Consider the following 16,841-nt stretch of genomic DNA (forward strand, 5'->3'; position numbering starts at 1 on the left):
TGCTGATGTTGGCGATCTCCAAGGCGGAAGCCTCCGCTTGACGCGCGCCCATCGGCGCGCGTCGTCGTTTCCGGGGCTCAGACCTCGAGTGATGCGAGGTCGCCCTTGGTCTCCAGCCAGCTCTTGCGGTCGCCCGCGCGCTTCTTGCTGAGCAGCATGTCCATCAGCGCGCTGGTTTCGCCGGCGTCCTCGACCGTCAGCTGCACGAGGCGGCGCGTGTCCGGGTGGATGGTCGATTCGCGCAGCTGCGACGGGTTCATCTCGCCCAGGCCCTTGAAGCGCGTCACGGTCACCTGTCCGCGGATCTTCTCGCGCTCGATCTTCTCCAGAAGCAGGCGCTTCTCCTCCTCGTCCAGCGCGTAGAACACCTGCTTGCCCACGTCGACGCGGAACAGCGGCGGCATGGCCACGAAGACGTGGCCGGCGCGCACGAGGGCGGGGAAGTGCTTGAGGAACAGCGCCGAAAGCAGGGTGGCGATGTGCAGGCCGTCGCTGTCGGCGTCGGCGAGGATCACCACCTTGCCGTAGCGCAGGCCGTCGATATTGTCGTGGCCGGGGTCGCAGCCGATGGCGACGGCGAGGTCGTGCACTTCCTGCGAGCCCAACACCGAGCCCGATTCGACTTCCCACGTGTTCAGGATCTTGCCGCGCAGGGGCAGGATGGCCTGGAAGTCCTTGTCGCGGGCCTGCTTGGCGCTGCCGCCGGCCGAATCACCCTCGACGAGGAAGAGTTCGGTGCGGCCGAGGTCCTGGAGGATGCAGTCGGCCAGCTTGCCGGGCAGGGCAGGGCCCTGGGTGATCTTCTTGCGGACGACCTGCTTCTCGGTCTTCAGTCGGGCCTGAGCTCGGGCGATCGCCATCTGTGCGATGGCCTCGCCCTGCTCGACGTGCTGGTTCAGCCACAGCGAGAAGGCGTCGTGCGCCGCGCCCTCGACGAAGGCCGCGGCCTGCCGTGAGCTCAGGCGCTCCTTGGTCTGGCCGCTGAACTGCGGGTCGCCCATCTTCAGGCTGAGGATGAAGCTGGCGCGGTCCCAGACGTCCTCCGGTGCCAGCTTGACGCCGCGCGGCAGCAGGTTGCGGAAGTCGCAGAACTCGCGCATCGCGTCGGTGATGCCCGAACGCAGGCCGTTCACGTGGGTGCCGTGCTGCGCGGTGGGGATCAGGTTGACGTAGCTCTCCTGCGGGCACTCGCCTTCGGCGGTCCAGCACAGGGCCCATTCGGCGATCTCGCCTTCCTTCGCCAGCTTCCCGACGAACAGATCGGCCGGCAGCCAGTCCGGCTCACCGCCGCGGGCGGCCAGTTCGCCCTTCAGGTAATCGCGCAGGCCGTCTTCGTAGTACCACTCGTTGCGCTCGGCGGTGGCCTCGTCATAGAGGGTGACCTTGAGGCCGGGGCAGAGCACGGCCTTGGCCCGCAGCAGGTGGCGCAGGTGGCGCAGGTTGTACTTCGGCGTGTCGAAGTACTTCGGGTCGGCCCAGAAGCGCACCCGCGTGCCGGTGTTGCGCTTGGCCACGGTGCCGATGGTCTCCAGCGGCGAGAAGCGGTCGCCGTCGCGGAACTCCATCCGGTACTCGCTGCCCTCGCGGCGGATCTGCACGACCACCTTGGTGGACAGCGCGTTCACCACCGAGACGCCGACGCCGTGCAGGCCGCCGGAGAAGGCGTAATTCTTGCCGCTGAACTTGCCGCCCGCGTGCAGGCGCGTGAGGATCAGCTCGACGCCGGGGATCTTCTCCTCCGGGTGGATGTCCACCGGCATTCCGCGGCCATCGTCGTTCACCTCGCAGCTGCCGTCGGCCCAGAGCGTCACCTCGACCGTCTTCGCATGCCCTGCCAAGGCCTCGTCCACGGCGTTGTCGATGACCTCCTGCGCCAGGTGGTTCGGGCGCGTGGTGTCGGTGTACATGCCGGGGCGGCGCTTGACGGGGTCGAGGCCGGACAGGACTTCGATGTCGGCGGCGTTGTAGCGGGTGCTCATTCGGGGCGGGGTTCCACGGATTCGGCCCGGCCGCGGGTGGCGGCAGGGCGGGCCGCATAGCCTAGCGGAACGCCGGCTGAGCGGGCGCGTTCGCGATCTTGGCGCCGAGCCGGTAAAATGCCGCTTTCACGCGGTTTACTCCCATGACTCCCCTGATCTTCGTGACCGGCGGCGTGGTGTCCTCGCTTGGCAAGGGCATCGCGGCGGCTTCGCTCGCGGCCATCCTCGAAGCGCGCGGCCTGCGCGTGACGATGATGAAGCTGGACCCCTACATCAACGTGGACCCGGGCACCATGAGCCCGTTCCAGCACGGCGAGGTCTACGTCACCGACGACGGTGCCGAGACCGACCTCGACCTCGGCCACTACGAGCGCTTCATCCGCACGCACCTGACGCGGAAGAACTCGGTCACCACCGGCCGCATCTACGAGGAAGTGATCCGCAAGGAACGCCGCGGCGACTACCTTGGCGCGACGGTGCAGGTGATCCCGCACATCACCGACGAGATCAAGCGCTGCATCGATGCCGCCACCGAAGGATTCGACATCGGCCTCGTGGAGATCGGCGGCACGGTCGGCGACATCGAATCGCTGCCCTTCCTCGAAGCCATCCGCCAGATCCGCACAGAGCGCGGCCCGGACAAGGCCATCTTCATGCACCTCACCCTCGTGCCGTACATCGCGGCGGCGGGCGAGCTGAAGACCAAGCCGACCCAGCATTCCGTGAAGGAACTGCGCTCGATCGGTATCCAGCCCGACGTGCTGCTGTGCCGCTCCGAGCAGCCGCTGCCGGACGGCGAGCGCCGCAAGATCGCGCTGTTCACCAACGTGCCGGAAAACGCCGTCATCTCGGCGGTCGATCTCGACAACATCTACAAGATCCCGAGCTGGCTGCACCAGCAGGGCCTCGACCAGATCGTCGTCGAGCGCCTGCGCCTCGAATCGAAGGTGAAGCCGGCTGACCTCGGCGAGTGGAATGCCGTCGTCGACGCGATGGAGCACCCGGTCGATGCCGTCACCGTGGCGATCGTCGGCAAGTACGTCGACCACCAGGACGCCTACAAGTCGTTGGCCGAGGCCCTGAAGCACGGCGGCCTGCGCCAGCGCACCAAGGTGACGCTGAAGTGGCTCGAGTCGGAGCAGGTCGAGTCCGAGGGCACCGGCGTGCTGGCGGGCGTCGATGCCATCCTCGTGCCCGGTGGCTTCGGCGACCGCGGCTTCGAGGGCAAGGTGGCCACCGCCAAGCACGCCCGCGAGAACCGCATCCCGTATTTCGGCATCTGCTACGGCATGCAGGCCGCCGTGGTCGACGTGGCCCGCCACAAAGCCGGCCTCGCTGGCGCCAACACCACCGAGAACGACCGCAAGGCCGAGCATCCGGTGATCGGCCTGATCACCGAGTGGCGCACCGCCACCGGCGAGGTCGAGAAGCGCGACGAGAACTCCGACCTGGGCGGCACCATGCGCCTCGGCCTGCAGGAGCAGCGCCTCAAGCACGGCACGCTGGCGCACCGTCTGTACGGCAAGGACGTGGTCGGCGAGCGCCACCGCCATCGCTACGAGTTCAACAACCGCTACCGCACCCAGCTCGAGGACGCCGGCCTCGTCATCGCCGCCAAGTCGATGGACGACCTGCTGGTCGAGATGGTCGAGCTGTCGCAGTCCGAGCATCCGTGGTTCCTGGCCTGCCAGGCCCACCCCGAGTTCACCTCCACGCCGCGCGACGGCCATCCGCTGTTCGTCGGCTTCATCCGCGCCGCGCGTGAGCACAAGGCCGGCGGCAAGCTGCTGAAGGAAGCCTCCTGATGGACCTCTGCGGATTCAAGGTCGGCCTCGACCAGCCTCTGTTCCTGATCGCCGGCCCCTGCGTCATCGAGTCGATGGAACTGCAGATCGAGGTGGCCGGCACGCTGAAGGAGATCACCTCGGCGCTCGGCATGCCCTTCATCTTCAAGTCGAGCTTCGACAAGGCCAACCGCACCTCGTCCACGAGCTTCCGCGGCCCGGGCATGGACGAAGGCCTGAAGGTGCTCGCCGAAGTGAAGCGCCAGGTCGGCGTGCCGGTGCTCACCGACGTGCACGAATACACGCCGATGGACGAGGTCGCCAGCGTCGTCGACGTGCTGCAGACCCCGGCCTTCCTGTGCCGCCAGACCGACTTCATCCAAAAGGTCGCGCGCGCCGGCAAGCCGGTGAACATTAAGAAGGGCCAGTTCCTCTCGCCCTGGGAGATGAAGCACGTCACCGCCAAGGCCCTGGCCACCGGCAACACCCAGATCATGGCCTGCGAGCGCGGCGCCAGCTTCGGCTACAACAACCTCGTCTCCGACATGCGCAGCCTCGCGGTGATGCGCGATACCGGCTGCCCGGTGGTGTTCGATGCCACGCACTCCGTGCAGCAGCCGGGCGGCCTCGACGGTCGCTCGGGTGGCCAGCGCGAGTTCGTGCCGGTGCTGTCGCGCGCCGCCGTGGCCGTGGGCGTGGCGGGTCTGTTCGCCGAGACGCACCCGGACCCGGAAAAAGCCCTCTCGGATGGTCCGAACGCCTGGCCGCTGGGCAAGATGAAGGCGCTGCTGGAGACCCTGGTCGAGATCGACCAGGTCGCCAAGCGCGCGCTCGCCCGCGATGCCTCCCTGCTCTGATCCCTACTTTCCCTTTCCTCCCGACACACGCCATCCATGACCACCGCCATCACCCGCGTCCACGCCCGCGAGATCCTCGATTCCCGCGGCAATCCCACGCTTGAAGCCGAAGTCACGCTGGCCAGTGGCCACACCGGTCGCGCGGCCGTGCCCTCGGGCGCCTCGACCGGCACCAAGGAGGCCGTGGAGCTGCGCGACGGCGACAAGAGCCGCTACCTGGGCAAGGGCGTGACCAAGGCCGTCGGCAACGTCAACACGACGATCGCCTCGGCGCTGAAGGGCTTCGACGCCGCCGACCAGGCCGGCCTCGACGGCAAGCTGATCGCGCTGGATGGCAGCGAGAACAAGGGCACGCTCGGCGCGAACGCGCTGCTCGGCGTCTCAATGGCCGCGGCGCATGCCGTGGCGGCTTCGCGCGGCCTGCCGCTGTGGAAGCACCTCGCCGGTGACCGCGCGCCGGTGCTGCCGGTGCCGATGATGAACATCATCAATGGCGGCGCGCATGCCGACAACAACGTCGACATGCAGGAATTCATGGTGCTGCCGGTCGGCTTCGACCGTTTCGCCGAGGCGCTTCGCGCCGGCACCGAGATCTTCCACGCGCTGAAGGCGGTGCTGAAGGGCCGCGGCCTCAGCACCGCCGTCGGCGACGAGGGCGGCTTCGCGCCGGACCTCAAGTCGAACGAGGAAGCCATCGAGGTCATCCTCGAGGCCATCGGCAAGGCCGGCTACCGTGCCGGCGAAGACGTGCTGCTCGGTCTCGACGTGGCCAGCTCGGAGTTCTTCGAGAACGGCAAGTACAACCTCGTGGGCGAGGGCAAGCGCCTCTCGACCGAGCAGTTCGTCGATTTCCTCGCCGGCTGGTCGCGCCAGTACCCGATCATCACGATCGAGGACGGCATGTCCGAGCACGATTGGGACGGCTGGGCGCAGCTGACGAAGGCCGTGGGCAGCACGGTGCAGCTGGTGGGCGACGACCTGTTCGTCACCAACCCGAAGATCCTCAAGCAGGGCATCGACCAGGGCGTGGCCAACGCCATCCTGATCAAGGTGAACCAGATCGGCACGCTGACCGAGACGCTTGAAGCCATCGCGATGGCCGAGGCCGCCCGCTACGCGCAGGTCATCTCGCACCGCTCGGGCGAAACGGAAGACACGACGATTGCCGATATCGCTGTGGCCACCACGGCGACCCAGATCAAGACCGGCTCGCTGTGCCGCTCCGACCGCGTGGCGAAGTACAACCAGCTGCTGCGCATCGAGGAGGCCCTGGGCGCTTCGGCGCGCTACGCCGGCCGCGCCGCGTTCACCAGCCTGAAGCGCTGACCGCCCAGTGATCCGCCGTTGGTTGCCGCACGTCGTCCTCGCGCTCGTCGCCTTCGCGCTGCTCTGGCAGCTCGAGCGCGGCGAGGGCGGACGCGGGCAGCTGGCGGAATTGCAGGCCCGGGTGGCCGCACAGCAGGCGGAGAACGCCCGCCTCGAACAGCGCAACCAGGCGCTCGCCGCCGATGTCGCCGAGCTGAAATCCGGCGAAGCGGCCGTCGAGGATCGCGCTCGCGCCGAGCTCGGCATGATCAAGCCCGGCGAGACCTTCTACCGCGTGGTGGAAGGCGAGAAGCCGGCGCCGGCCACCGACGAGTCGGGCGGATGAGTTGGGTGGTGGTGCCCGCCGCCGGGCGCGGCGCACGCTTCGGTGGCGAGATCCCGAAGCAATACCTCGATCTGCTCGGTCGCCCATTGATCGAGCACACCCTGCGCGCGCTGCTGGCGCACCCGTCGGTCAGTGGCGTGATGGTGGCGCTGTCGGCGAACGACCCGCATTGGCGCGGCTGGCGTGAGCTGGAAGGCAAGCCGGTGCTCACCTGTCTCGGTGGCGGCGAGCGTGCTGATTCCGTGCTGGCCGGCCTGCGCGCCCTGCCGGCCTCGGTGCCCGCCGACGACTGGGTGCTGGTGCACGACGCCGCCCGTCCTTGTGTGAAAGCCCTCGATCTGTCGCGTCTGTTTGCTGCACTGAAGACCGACCCGGTCGGTGCGCTCCTCGCCGCACCGGTGCGCGACACGCTGAAGCGCGCCGGTGACGACGGTCGCGTCGAAGCCACCGTGCCGCGGGGTTCGATGTGGCGGGCGCTCACGCCGCAAGCCTTCCGCCGCGACAGCCTCGTGCGTGCGCTGGAATCCGCCGAGCGCGCGGGCGTCGTCGCCACCGACGAGGCCATGGCCATCGAGCGCCTCGGCCTCAAGCCGCTGCTGGTCGAAGGCAGCGAGGACAACCTGAAAGTCACCACGCCCGCCGATCTGGCCGTGGCCGAATCCATCCTCCGTCGCATGGGCGACGGACGCGCCTGAGGCGAAGCAAACATGGCGAACATCCGCATCGGGCAGGGCTATGACGTCCATGCCTTCGGCCCCGGCGACCACGTCGTCCTCGGTGGCGTCCGCGTGCCGCACACGCGGGGGATCGTCGCCCACTCCGACGGCGACGTGCTGATCCACGCGCTCTGCGACGCGATCCTCGGTGCGCTGGCGCTCGGCGACATCGGCAAGCATTTCCCGCCCTCCGACCCGCAGTGGAAGGGCGCGGACTCGCGGCGATTCCTCGTGCATTGCGTCGCCTTGGCCGCCGAGCGCGGCTGGCGCATCGGCAACGTCGATGCCACCGTCGTCGGCGAGCGTCCGAAGGTCGGCCCGCATGCGCAGGCCATCCGCGAAACGCTGGCGGCTGACCTCGGGGTGGCTCTCGACGCTGTTTCGGTGAAGGCCACGACGACGGAGAAGCTGGGATTCACCGGTCGCGAGGAAGGCCTCGCGGCGATGGCCGTCGTGCTGCTGGAGCGCGCGTGAGCGCCTCGCCGTTCGGCGCGCCGCTGTTCGCCGCCCGCATCAAGGCCGCGCCCGAGGACTTCGTCGTCGAGGAGATCGCCACTGAGCCGGCGACGGGGCAGGGCGAGCACCTGCAGCTGTGGATCGAGAAGCGTGGCCATGCCACCACCGACATCGTGCAGCGCCTGTGCCGCTGGGCGAACGTGGCGCCGGTGGCGATCGGCTATGCCGGGCTGAAGGACAAGCAGGCGGTGACCCGCCAGCGCTTCACCGTGCACCTGCCCAAGCGCGTTTCGCCGCCGCTCGACACGCTCGAGGCCGAGGGTTTGCGCGTGGTCGCGCACGACTGGCATGCGCGCAAGCTGCCGCGCGGCGGGCTGGCCGGCAATGCCTTCACGATCACGCTGCGTGAGTTGCGCGGTCCGGGCGGCGACGTGCCCGACGATGCCTTGCGCGCCGCCATCGAAGTGCGCCTGCAGTCGATCGCTGATCGAGGCGTGCCGAATCGCTTCGGCGTGCAGCGCTTCGGCCGCTTCGGCGACAACGTCGGGCAGGCGCGGCGCATGTTCGCCGGGGCGAAGGTGGGTCGCGAAACCCGCTCGATGCTGCTCTCGGCCGCGCGCTCCGAGTTGTTCAATCGCGTGCTCGACACGCGCGTCGCCGACGGTAGCTGGGAACGCGCCATCGACGGCGAAGTGTTCATGCTCGATGGCCGAAAGAGCGTGTTCGGCCCGGAACCGCTGACGCCTGAACTCGAGGCCCGCGTGGCCGCGTTCGACCTGCATCCCACCGGCCCGCTGTGGGGTCGTGGCGCGTTGCGGACCACCGGTTCGGCGAACGCGCTGGAATCCACCGTCGCTGCCGACGAGGCGGCGCTGTGCAAGGGCCTCGAAGAGGCCGGCTTGTCGCAGGAGCGCCGCGCGCTGCGCGTTCGCGCGGAGGGGCTGGCCTGGACGTGGCCGGCCGACGACGCCCTTGAACTGCGCTTCCGCCTGCCGCCGGGCTGCTACGCCACGGCGGTGCTGGCCGGCCTGTGCGGTGAGACGGGTGAAGGTGCGGGCGACGCTTTGCCCGACGGCGATTGAGCGGCGCGCGGCCTCAGACGCCGCGCAGCAGCACGAGGGTCGCGCCGGTGCCGCCTTGGGCCGCCGGGGCGGAGGCGAAGGCGAGCACGTCGCCGCGGTGGCGCAGCACTCGATCAACCAGCGCCTTCAGCACGGGGCCGGCTTCCGAACGCAGCCCTTTGCCATGCACGAGCCGCACGCAAGGAAACTGCGCGCGCCGGGCTTCGCCAAGGAATACCCGCAGCGCCGCCTCGGCTTCGTCGACGCGCATCCGGTGCAGGTCGAGTTCGTCCTGCACCGCGAACTCACCGCGCTTCAAGCGCCTGAGCGTCTGCGGCGGCACCTCGTCGCGGCGGAACTCCAGCACCTCGCCCATCGCGTAGGCCAGTGCGTCGAGCGGCTGGCGCATGGTTTCACGCAAGGCCTCGGCCTCGTCCTCGTCGTGGCGGCGGGTGTTGGGCTGCGGCTTGGGGGCCTCGACGGCCGGCGCTTCCGTTTCGATGACCCGCACCGGGCCGATGGCCTCGCGGAACAGCGCGGCATCGTCGGGTTCGGGCTCGGGGGCCGCGACCGGCGCGGGCTTGCGGGTGACGGCCTTGCGGAGGGCGCGGGGAATCTTCATCGCCGCACAGGCTAGCCGAAGCGATGCGAGCGCGGCATCGACACGGCCGGCATTCGCTATCATGGCGGCTCGCTTCAGTGGGGATTCCATGCGCGTTCTGGTCAGCAACGATGACGGGGTCGACGCCCCCGGCATCCACGCCCTCGCCGAAGGGCTCAAGGCCGCCGGCCACGCGGTCACGGTCGTCGCACCGGACCGCGACCGCAGCGGCGCCAGCAATTCGCTCACGCTCGACATGCCGATCCGCGCCAAGCGGATCCGCGACGGCGTCTACAGCGTGGCCGGCACCCCGACCGACTGCGTGCATCTCGCTCTCGCCGGCATGCTCGACGAGCAGCCCGACATCGTCGTTTCCGGCATCAACAACGCCGCCAACCTTGGCGACGACGTCATCTACTCGGGCACGGTCGCCGCGGCGATGGAGGGGCGCTTCCTCGGCCTGCCCGCCATCGCGATGTCGCTGGTGACGCGCGACCACCAGGGCCTGCATTTCGACACCGCGGCGCGTGTCGCCGTTGAACTCGTGGCGCGCCTCGTGGCCGATCCCTTGCCGGCCGACACCATCCTCAACGTCAACGTGCCGGACCGCGCCTGGGCCGAGGTCGCCGGTTTCGAGGTGACGCGCCTCGGCCACCGCCATCGCGCCGAGCCCTGCGTTGCGCAAACCGACCCGCGCGGCCGGCCGGTCTGGTGGATCGGCCCTGCCGGTCCCGAACAGGACGCCGGCCCCGGCACCGATTTCGACGCGCTGAAGCGCGGCTTCGTCTCGATCACGCCGATCCACGTCGATCTCACCCGCTACCAGGCGCTGGAGACCGTCGCCGGTTGGGTGGGCGGCTTGGCCAAGGGCCTGGCGCGCGCATGACCACGCCGCTGAAACTCGCCCCGCGCGCCGTCCCGGGCGTCGGCATGACCGGCCAGCGTGCCGTCGAGCGCCTGCTGCAGCGCCTGCGCGAGCAAGGCATCAGCGACGAGCGCGTGCTGCGCGCCATCGGCAGCGTGCCGCGACACCAGTTCATCGACGAGGCGCTGGCCAGCCGCGCCTACGAGGACACCGCGTTGCCGATCGGCCGCGGCCAGACCATCTCGCAGCCGTGGGTGGTCGCGCGCATGACCGAGGCCTTGATCGAGCGCGGCCTCCCGAAGCGCCTGCTCGAGGTCGGTACCGGCAGCGGCTACCAGGCTGCCGTGCTGGCCACGCTCGGCATCGAGGTGTTCACCGTCGAGCGTATCGACGAGCTGTTGCGCGATGCGCGCCGCCGCTTCCGCCAGCTGTCGCTCGACATCCGGTCGCGCCATGACGACGGCCGCCTCGGCTGGCCGGAGCATGGCCCGTTCGACGGCATCATCGTCACCGCCGGTGGTGCGGCCCTCGAGGCGCCATTGCTCGAACAGCTCGCGCCGGGCGGCACGCTCGTCGCGCCGGTCGGCGGCGCCAGCGCGCAGCGCCTGCTGCGCCTGCGTCGCGAAGGCGACACCATCGAACAGGACGATCTGGGCGGCGTGGTCTTCGTGCCCTTGTTGTCGGGAGTGCAGTAATGCGGAATCGGAATCCGGCCGTCGGCGCCCTGCGCGGCATCGCGCTGTCCGCGGCAGCCCTGCTGATGGCCGCCTGTGCCAGCACCACCGTGGTGCGCGAAGAGGCGGCGCCGCGCCCCATCTACACCGATGCGAGGCCGGCCAGGGCAGCGGCCTCGACCGCGCCTCGTGGCCCCTCCCATGTGGTGCAGGCCGGCGACACGCTGTACGGCATCGCCTTCCGCAACAGCCTCGACTGGCGCGAAGTCGCGCGTTGGAACGGCATCGGCGAGCCCTTCGTGATCAAGCCCGGCCAGGTGCTCCGTCTGAGCGAACCGCGGCGCACGACGACGCGCCCCGCAGCTTCAAGCCCGTCTTCCGCGCCGGCGGCACCCGCGGTCGCCTCGGGTCCGCCGCCGATGCCGCGTGGACCGGCGGGATCCTCGGGCCCGGTCGTTCCGCCGGCGGCGGCCACGTCGGCACCGCCTTCCCGCCCGGTGACGGCCCCGGCGAATGCGCCGCCCGCTTCGCCGGCCATCGCGGCAACGCCGTCCAACCCGCCGCTCACGGCCGCGCCCCGGCAGCCGGCCGCGGTCGCCGCACCGGCTCCGGTGCCGGCGTCCACGCCGACCGGCCCGGCAGGTACCGGCGCGTTCCGTGCCGGCCAGTGGCAATGGCCCACGCAGGGGCAGGTGATCTCGCGCTACGCCGAAGGCGACAAGGCGCGGCAGGGCATCGCCATCGCCGGCAGCGCCGGTCAGCCGGTGCGCGCCGCGGCCGCGGGCACCGTCGTGTATTCCGGCGCCGGGCTGGTGGGCTACGGCGAGCTGATCATCATCAAGCACAACGACGAGTGGCTTTCCGCTTACGGCCACAACCGCCGTCGTCTGGTCGCCGAAGGCGCGAACATCAGTGCCGGGCAGCAGATCGCCGAGCTGGGCCGCACGGGCACCAGTCGCGACATGCTGCATTTCGAGATCCGCCGGAACGGCAAGCCGGTCGATCCGACACCACTGCTGCCTCGGCGCTGAGCGCCGGCGCCATCCGACTGGTGCGGCGCGTCAGCCGCCGGGGTCGATCAGGAAGGCCGCGACGACCTTGCGGCCTTCGCCGGCCAGCACCGCGAAGGTGCGCGCCGCGGCCGAATTCACCATCGGTTCGAAGCCGATGCCGCGGGTCAGGGCCGCCGCCAGGACGGCCGGGGCGGGGAACGCATGGCGCGTGCCGGTGCCGAGCAGGATCACCGTCGGCTGCAGGGCGAACAGGGCGTCGAGATCGCTGGGCTGCAGGTCGGCCACGTTCCGTGGACGCCAGCCTTCGAGGAGCTGGTCGCCGGACACGATGAAGCTGGCATCGAACCGGGTGTCATTGATCGTCACCCGGCCCCCGGCATCGACGCCGCGGGGCACGAAGCGGAAATCGGGCTGCTCCTGGGCGAGTGGCATGGCTCAGCGCGGCAGGGCGATCAGCGGCTTGTCGGTGCGCGGCTTGAACATCACGGCGATGTTGCCGATCCGCGCGATCAGCGCGGCATCCGCCGCGTCCGCCAGGGTGGCGATGGCGAGGTCGCGGGCCTCGCGGTCCTCGGCGGCCACCTTCACCTTGATCAGCTCGTGGATCTGCAGGGCGCTCGCGGTCTCGGCCACCAGGCCGTCGGTCACGCCCTTGCCGCCCACCAGGATCACCGGCTTCAGGTCGTGGGCCAGCCCGCGCAGGTAGCGCTTCTGGGCGGAAGTGAGGGCGATGGGCATGGCGGGAACCTTCGGCGGCAGCAGGACCTTCGGCCCGGGGCGGCCCGAAGGGCGCGCAGGGTATCATGGGGGGCCTTCCCCACGGCGGCACCATGGCCACCCGCAGCAAGTCCAGCCAGCGCTGGCTCAAGGAACACTTCAGCGACCCCTTCGTGAAGAAGGCACAGGCCGAAGGGCTGCGTTCGCGCGCGGCGTACAAGCTGGAGGAGCTGCTCGAACGTGACCAGCTGCTGAAGCCGGGCATGACCATCGTCGACCTCGGCGCCGCGCCGGGCGGCTGGTCGCAATTGGCCCGCAAGCAGCTCGGCGACCGTGGGCGGGTGGTCGCGCTGGACATCCTCGACATGCCGCCGATCGCGGGCGTCGATTTCCTTCACGGTGATTTCAGGGAGCCGGAAACACTGTCGCAGCTGGAAGCCCTTCTCGCGGGTGCGCCGGTCGACCTTGTGCTTTCCGACATGGCCCCCAACATGAGTGGCGTGGCCGTCACCGACCAGGCGCGGGCGATGCATCTGTCCGAGCTCGCGCTGGACTTCTGCGACGGCCACCTGAAACGCGGCGGCGCCTTCCTCATCAAGCTGTTCATGGGGGTGGGGTTCGACGATTACGTACGGCAACTGCGCACTCGCTTCGAGCGCGTGGTGATCCGCAAGCCCGAGGCGTCGCGCAAGCGGTCGACCGAGGTGTATGCGCTGGCGACCGCCAAGCGCGAAGGACCGATGAAATGAACGATCTCGCCCGCAACCTCCTCCTCTGGCTCGTCGTCGCCGTCGTGCTGGCGATGGTGTTCCAGAACTTCTCCGGTGGCCCGAGCGCGGGTCGCGACATCGCGTACAGCGAGTTCATCGAGGAAGTCCGCAGCGGCAACATCCAGAAGGTCGAGATCGAGGCGGACCGCGTCACCACGCGCGTCACGCGGAAGAACGGCGAGACCTTCGTCACCTTCAAGCCGGAAGACCGCGACCTCACCAACGAGCTGCTGGCGAAGGGCATCACCTTCACCCAGGAGCCGCCGCCGCAGAACAGCTTCTTCCTGTCCCTTCTGGTCAGCCTGCTGCCCGTGTTGCTGCTGGTCGGGGTGTGGGTCTACTTCATGCGCCAGATGCAGCAGGGTGGCGGCAAGGGCGCGATGAGCTTCGGCCGTTCCAAGGCCAAGCTGATGAGCGAGGACCAGATCAAGGTCACCTTCGCCGACGTCGCCGGCTGCGACGAAGCGAAGGAAGAAGTCGGTGAGCTCGTCGAATTCCTGCGCGACCCGGGCAAGTTCCAGAAGCTCGGCGGCAAGATCCCGCGCGGCGTGCTGATGGTCGGTCCGCCGGGCACCGGCAAGACGCTGCTGGCCCGCGCCATCGCCGGCGAGGCCAAGGTGCCGTTCTTCAGCATCTCCGGTTCGGATTTCGTCGAGATGTTCGTCGGCGTCGGTGCGAGCCGCGTGCGCGACATGTTCGACACCGCCAAGAAGCACGCGCCGTGCATCATCTTCATCGACGAGATCGACGCCGTCGGCCGCCATCGCGGTGCCGGCTTGGGCGGCGGCCATGACGAGCGCGAGCAGACCCTCAACCAGATGCTGGTCGAGATGGACGGTTTCGAAGGCGGCGAAGGCGTGATCGTCATCGCGGCCACCAACCGCCCCGACGTGCTCGACCCGGCCCTGCTGCGTCCGGGCCGCTTCGACCGCCAGGTGGTCGTGGGCCTGCCGGACGTCAAGGGCCGCGAGCAGATCCTCAAGGTGCACATGCGCAAGGTCCCGCTGGCCGATGACGTCGTGCCCATGACCATCGCGCGTGGCACGCCGGGCTTCTCGGGCGCCGACCTCGCGAACCTCGTCAACGAGGCCGCGCTGTTCGCCGCGCGCGAGAACGGCAAGCTCGTCCGCATGGAGCACTTCGACAAGGCCCGCGACAAGATCCTGATGGGCGCCGAGCGCCGTTCGATGGCGATGAGCGAGGACGAGAAGAAGCTGACCGCCTTCCACGAAGCCGGCCATGCCATCGTCGGGCGCGTCGTGCCCGACCACGACCCGGTCTACAAGGTGACGATCATCCCGCGCGGTCGCGCGCTGGGCGTCACCATGTACCTGCCGGAAGGCGACCGCTACAGCTACAACAAGGTCCACATCGAGTCGATGCTGTGCTCGCTCTATGGCGGCCGCGTCGCCGAGGAGCTGATCTTCGGCGCCGACAAGGTCACCACGGGCGCATCCAACGACATCGAGCGCGCCACCAAGATGGCCCGCAACATGGTCACGAAGTGGGGCCTCTCGGACGAGCTCGGTCCGATCGCGTACGCCGAGGACGAAGGCGAGGTGTTCCTGGGTCGCAGCGTCTCGCAGACGAAGAACGTCTCCGACGAGACCGCCCGCCGGATCGACGAGGTCGTGCGCGGCATCCTCGATCGCGCCTATGCCCGCTCGAAGCAGATCCTCACGGACAACATGGACAAGCTCCATGTCATGGCCGAGGCGCTGCTGACCTACGAGACCATCGACGCGCAGCAGATCGACGCCATCATGGAAGGCCGTCGTCCGGGCCCGCCGGCGGATTGGGGCAAGGCCGGCAACGCGCCCGTCAAGGACAATGACGGCCCCTCGGCGGGTGCCCCCCTGGGCCCCGCGGCTCCGCAGGCTTGATCGCCTCCGACCGCTCGCCGTCCCTGGTCGATGCCGCGGCGCTGCTGCGTGCATCGCGCCGCAACCGCTTTCGCGGCGCGCTGGGGGGTGGGTTGGTCGGCAGCGGTTTTGCCGCTCTGGTGGTTTCCGGCCTCAATCTCTGGCTCGGCAAGCCGGCCCCGCTCGTGTGGGCCGGCTTGCTCCTTGGCCTGCCGATGGCCTTCGTCGGCAGCTGGCTGATCCTGAAGATCGGCGACTAGCCCCGGGCTTGTGGCGGCCGGGCGCAGCGGCGAGCATGGGCGCCCCATACAGCCGCCCTCCCCATGCACTTCCCCCTGCAAATCGCCTTCAAGCGCATCGCGCTCTCGCCGCAGATCCGCGTCACCGACGCGCGCGGCACGCTCACCCATTACGTCAAGCAGAAGCTCTTCAAGCTCAAGGAGAGCGTCACCGTCTTCGCCGACGAGGCGCAGACGCGCCGGCTCTTCGAGATCCGCGCCGACCGGATGCTCGACTTCAACGCGGCCTATCGCATCGCCGACGCCTCGGGCAAGCCGATCGGCGTCGTGCGTCGGCACGGCATGCGCTCGCTGTGGCGCGCGCACTACGAGATCCAGGCCGCCGACGGTCTGCTGCTGACTGTCAGCGAGGAGAATCCGTGGGTGAAGGTGCTGGACGGTCTCGTCTCCGACCTGCCGATCATCGGGCTGTTCGCCGGCTACTGGTTCCATCCGGCCTACCTGCTCAAGGACCGCAACGGCACGCTGGTCATGCGCGTGCAGAAGGTGCCCGCGCTGATGGAAGGTCGCTATCGCATCGACGAGCACGCGGCATTGGACGGCGAGGCGCGCGATGCCGTCCTGCAGGCCATTTTCATGACCCTGCTGCTCGAGCGGACGCGCGGCTGATCCCATCCGAGGGAAATCCATGATGTTCGGCATCGACACCGTTCCCACCATCGACTGCGCCGGCCGCGTGCTGCGACTGGATCGCCCGCAGGTGATGGGCATCGTCAACGTCACCCCCGACTCGTTTTCCGACGGAGGCCACCACGCGACCGTCGAGGCCGCCGTCGCGCATGGGCTGCGTCTCGTGCGGGAAGGCGCCGACGTACTCGATGTCGGCGGCGAATCGACTCGGCCCGGGGCCGAACCGGTGGATGAAGCCGCCGAGCTCGCTCGCGTCCTGCCCGTGGTGGAGGCGCTGGTGGCGACGACGACGGTGCCGATTTCCATCGACACCACGAAGCCCGGCGTGATGCGTGCCGCGCTGGCCGCGGGCGCCGGCATGGTGAACGACGTGATGGCGCTGCGCACGGAAGGCGCGCTCGAGGCGGTGGCGGCGTCGAAGGCCGCCGTCGTGCTGATGCACATGGCGGGCGAGCCGCGGACGATGCAACAGGCCCCGGCCTACGACGACGTGGTCGGCGAGGCGCACCGCTTCCTCGCCGAGCGCGTGTTCGCCTGCGAGATGTCGGGCATCGACAAGCGGCGCATCGTCATCGACCCCGGTTTCGGCTTCGGCAAGGCGCTCGAACACAACCTCGCGCTGCTGGCCCACCTGAAGCGCTTCACCGAGATCGGCGTGCCGGTGCTGGCGGGCCTGTCGCGGAAGTCGAGCCTCGGCCAGATCACTGGGCGTGAGGTCGGGGATCGCTTGGCCGCTTCGGTGGCCGCGCACCTGATCGCCGTGCAGAACGGCGCGATGCTGGTCCGCGTGCATGACGTGGCGGCGACCGTCGACGCGCTGAAGGTGTGGGCGGCCGTGGCCACCGTGCCGACGCCGCGGGGCAAGCCGGCGGCGCCGTCGATCCGCTGGCCTGACGACGAGTAGTC

General features: G+C 69.5%; 18 protein-coding genes and 1 pseudogene. 15 read left to right on the forward strand and 4 right to left on the reverse strand.

The genetic code is table 11. The annotated features are described in order from the left end of the window. Positions 1 to 77 precede the first annotated feature (77 nt). On the reverse strand, positions 78 to 1,979 hold the full coding sequence (gene parE, locus O9255_RS11085) for a DNA topoisomerase IV subunit B (protein WP_297866918.1): 1,902 nt from the start codon (positions 1,977 to 1,979) through the stop codon (positions 78 to 80). 143 nt (positions 1,980 to 2,122) lie between these two features. On the opposite strand from parE, the gene O9255_RS11090 reads away from it, so the two are divergent. The 7 genes from O9255_RS11090 to truD are packed head-to-tail and all read left to right on the forward strand — an operon-like array spanning position 2,123 to position 8,525. Then, positions 2,123 to 3,784, forward strand: coding sequence for a CTP synthase (locus tag O9255_RS11090; protein WP_297866919.1), 1,662 nt, complete (start codon positions 2,123 to 2,125; stop codon positions 3,782 to 3,784). Continuing rightward, positions 3,784 to 4,620 carry a 3-deoxy-8-phosphooctulonate synthase gene (gene kdsA / locus O9255_RS11095; RefSeq protein ID WP_297866920.1) on the forward strand — a complete coding sequence of 279 codons (837 nt, stop codon included), beginning with the start codon at positions 3,784 to 3,786 and terminating at the stop codon, positions 4,618 to 4,620. The genes O9255_RS11090 and kdsA overlap by 1 nt, the downstream gene beginning before the upstream one ends. A 36-nt stretch (positions 4,621 to 4,656) precedes the next feature. Then, positions 4,657 to 5,946 (forward strand): phosphopyruvate hydratase, encoded by a 1,290-nt coding sequence (gene eno, locus O9255_RS11100; protein WP_297866921.1) that lies wholly within the window; start codon positions 4,657 to 4,659, stop codon positions 5,944 to 5,946. Between the two features lie 10 nt (positions 5,947 to 5,956). Continuing rightward, positions 5,957 to 6,271 carry a septum formation initiator family protein gene (locus O9255_RS11105; RefSeq protein WP_297866972.1) on the forward strand — a complete coding sequence of 105 codons (315 nt, stop codon included), beginning with the start codon at positions 5,957 to 5,959 and terminating at the stop codon, positions 6,269 to 6,271. Continuing rightward, positions 6,268 to 6,966: a 2-C-methyl-D-erythritol 4-phosphate cytidylyltransferase gene (ispD, locus tag O9255_RS11110; RefSeq protein WP_297866922.1), complete on the forward strand. Its 699-nt coding sequence runs from the start codon at positions 6,268 to 6,270 to the stop codon at positions 6,964 to 6,966. The genes O9255_RS11105 and ispD overlap by 4 nt, the downstream gene beginning before the upstream one ends. A 12-nt stretch (positions 6,967 to 6,978) precedes the next feature. Continuing rightward, positions 6,979 to 7,461, forward strand: coding sequence for a 2-C-methyl-D-erythritol 2,4-cyclodiphosphate synthase (gene ispF / locus O9255_RS11115; RefSeq protein WP_297866923.1), 483 nt, complete (start codon positions 6,979 to 6,981; stop codon positions 7,459 to 7,461). Beyond that, positions 7,458 to 8,525 carry a tRNA pseudouridine(13) synthase TruD gene (truD, locus tag O9255_RS11120; RefSeq protein ID WP_297866924.1) on the forward strand — a complete coding sequence of 356 codons (1,068 nt, stop codon included), beginning with the start codon at positions 7,458 to 7,460 and terminating at the stop codon, positions 8,523 to 8,525. Before ispF ends, truD begins: the two co-directional genes overlap by 4 nt. 13 nt (positions 8,526 to 8,538) lie before the next feature. Here truD and O9255_RS11125 read toward each other — a convergent pair whose 3' ends face one another. Further along, positions 8,539 to 9,126, reverse strand: coding sequence for a Smr/MutS family protein (locus O9255_RS11125; RefSeq protein WP_297866925.1), 588 nt, complete (start codon positions 9,124 to 9,126; stop codon positions 8,539 to 8,541). An 88-nt stretch (positions 9,127 to 9,214) separates the two neighbouring features. Here O9255_RS11125 and surE point away from each other — a divergent pair, with 88 nt between their 5' ends. Genes surE through O9255_RS11140 form a run of 3 tightly spaced genes read left to right on the forward strand, consistent with a single transcriptional unit; the run spans position 9,215 to position 11,675 of the window. Then, a complete protein-coding gene (surE, locus tag O9255_RS11130) occupies positions 9,215 to 9,991 on the forward strand; it encodes a 5'/3'-nucleotidase SurE (RefSeq protein WP_297866926.1) in 777 nt (258 codons plus the stop codon). Further along, a complete protein-coding gene (locus tag O9255_RS11135) occupies positions 9,988 to 10,665 on the forward strand; it encodes a protein-L-isoaspartate(D-aspartate) O-methyltransferase (protein ID WP_297866927.1) in 678 nt (225 codons plus the stop codon). Before surE ends, O9255_RS11135 begins: the two co-directional genes overlap by 4 nt. Beyond that, entirely contained in the window at positions 10,665 to 11,675 is a 1,011-nt protein-coding gene (locus tag O9255_RS11140) for a peptidoglycan DD-metalloendopeptidase family protein (protein WP_297866928.1), read from the forward strand. The genes O9255_RS11135 and O9255_RS11140 overlap by 1 nt, the downstream gene beginning before the upstream one ends. A 30-nt stretch (positions 11,676 to 11,705) precedes the next feature. Here the strand turns inward: O9255_RS11140 and O9255_RS11145 are convergent, their stop codons facing one another. Then, complete coding sequence (locus O9255_RS11145; RefSeq protein WP_297866929.1) at positions 11,706 to 12,089, reverse strand: MTH938/NDUFAF3 family protein; 384 nt, start codon at positions 12,087 to 12,089, stop codon at positions 11,706 to 11,708. 3 nt (positions 12,090 to 12,092) lie between these two features. After that, positions 12,093 to 12,395: a ribosome assembly RNA-binding protein YhbY gene (gene yhbY, locus O9255_RS11150; RefSeq protein ID WP_297866930.1), complete on the reverse strand. Its 303-nt coding sequence runs from the start codon at positions 12,393 to 12,395 to the stop codon at positions 12,093 to 12,095. 92 nt (positions 12,396 to 12,487) lie between these two features. On the opposite strand from yhbY, the gene rlmE reads away from it, so the two are divergent. From rlmE to folP, 5 genes and pseudogenes are all read left to right on the forward strand, one after another. Continuing rightward, on the forward strand, positions 12,488 to 13,123 hold the full coding sequence (rlmE, locus tag O9255_RS11155) for a 23S rRNA (uridine(2552)-2'-O)-methyltransferase RlmE (protein ID WP_297866931.1): 636 nt from the start codon (positions 12,488 to 12,490) through the stop codon (positions 13,121 to 13,123). Next, a pseudogene (gene ftsH, locus O9255_RS11160) lies at positions 13,120 to 14,985 on the forward strand (ATP-dependent zinc metalloprotease FtsH); the annotation flags it as partial. The gene rlmE and the pseudogene ftsH, both read left to right, overlap by 4 nt. Before the next feature lie 38 nt (positions 14,986 to 15,023). Beyond that, positions 15,024 to 15,266 (forward strand): hypothetical protein, encoded by a 243-nt coding sequence (locus O9255_RS11165; RefSeq protein ID WP_297866932.1) that lies wholly within the window; start codon positions 15,024 to 15,026, stop codon positions 15,264 to 15,266. A gap of 63 nt (positions 15,267 to 15,329) precedes the next feature. Beyond that, complete coding sequence (locus tag O9255_RS11170; RefSeq protein WP_297866933.1) at positions 15,330 to 15,914, forward strand: hypothetical protein; 585 nt, start codon at positions 15,330 to 15,332, stop codon at positions 15,912 to 15,914. A 22-nt stretch (positions 15,915 to 15,936) separates the two neighbouring features. Beyond that, a complete protein-coding gene (gene folP, locus O9255_RS11175; RefSeq protein ID WP_297866973.1) occupies positions 15,937 to 16,839 on the forward strand; it encodes a dihydropteroate synthase in 903 nt (300 codons plus the stop codon). Positions 16,840 to 16,841: the final 2 nt, after the last annotated feature.

The organism is Silanimonas sp. (assembly GCF_027530345.1).
Classification (GTDB): Bacteria; Pseudomonadota; Gammaproteobacteria; order Xanthomonadales; family Xanthomonadaceae; genus Silanimonas.